We start from the raw sequence: 1,037 nt of genomic DNA, 5'->3' as shown, positions 1-1,037 counted from the left end.
ATACCAAATCCGACGGGCACTGACTCGCCGGAGGTTCCCAAACGCGTCCGGCCGTGATTCGATGGGCTCCGCCAGATTTGGGAGAGCCCATGTGGAACGCACTCAAGATCAGGGATGACCGGACGCCGGACGAGTTGCGGCGGCTGGCGCGACGTGAGCGTGACGGGCGGGCGGCGGCGCGGATGATCGCGATCGCCAACGCCCTTGAGGGGATGAGCCGGGCCGAGGCGGCTCGGCTTGCCGGCATGGAGCGCCAGGCGCTGCGCGACGCGGTTGTCCGGTACAACGCCGAAGGCCTCGCCGGCCTGCACGACCGGCCGGGGCGGGGCCCGAAGGAGCGGCTGAGCCCCGGCGAGCAGGCGACCCTGCGCGCCCTTGTCTTCCGCGGTCCTGATCCCGAGCGGGATGGCGTGCGCCGCTGGCGGCTGAAGGACCTGCAACGGCTGATCGAACAGCGTTTCGGTGTCCGCTACAGCGTCAGCGGCCTCGCCGATCTGCTGAAGCGGCTCGACATCGCCTGGATGTCCGTGCGCCCGGCGCATCCGTCGAGCGACCCGAAAGCCCAGGCGGCATTCAAAAAAACTTCCCCCGGGTGCTGAAGGAGATCGCCGCAACCACGGACAAGCGGCTGGAAGTCTGGTTCACCGACGAGAGCCGTGTCGGGCAGAAGGGCCGGCTGACGCGCCGGTGGTTCGCCAGGGGTCAGCGGCCGCGGGGCCTGCGCGACCACCGCTTCCGCTCCGCCTGGATCTTCGGCGCCGTCTGCCCGGAGCGCGACACCGGCGAGGCCCTGGTCTGCACCCATGTCAGTACCGCCGCCATGAACGCCTTTCCTCGCCGAACTCGGCGCCGCCATCCCGCACGACCGACATGCTGTCGTCATCATGGACCAGGCCGGCTGGCACGTCTCCGGCAAGCTCTCCGTTCCCGCCAACATGACGCTGGTGCCGTTGCCGCCCTATTCGCCAGAACTCAACCCGATCGAGCGCCTGTGGCAGCACCTCAAGGACAATTGGCTGTCAGATCGCATCTTTCAG

At 68.7% G+C, this 1,037-nt stretch carries 1 protein-coding gene and 1 pseudogene; both read left to right on the top strand.

The annotated features are described in order from the left end of the window. The first annotated feature begins 89 nt into the window (after window positions 1-89). Window positions 90-599, top strand: a complete 510-nt coding sequence (locus C882_RS22620; RefSeq protein ID WP_009543019.1) for a winged helix-turn-helix domain-containing protein — start codon at window positions 90-92, stop codon at window positions 597-599. Window positions 600-848: 249 nt separating this feature from the next. Beyond that, a pseudogene (locus C882_RS25870) lies at window positions 849-1,037 on the top strand (transposase); the annotation flags it as partial.

This window comes from Caenispirillum salinarum AK4 (assembly GCF_000315795.1).
Classification (GTDB): domain Bacteria; phylum Pseudomonadota; class Alphaproteobacteria; order Rhodospirillales; family Rhodospirillaceae; genus Caenispirillum; species Caenispirillum salinarum.
This window is presented reverse-complemented; position numbering and strand designations above follow the sequence as displayed.

Bases quoted from the DNA above. Each gene is read 5' to 3' on its own strand.
- C882_RS22620 (WP_009543019.1), top strand. From the start codon at position 90: ATGTGGAACGCACTCAAGATCAGGGATGACCGGACGCCGGACGAGTTG.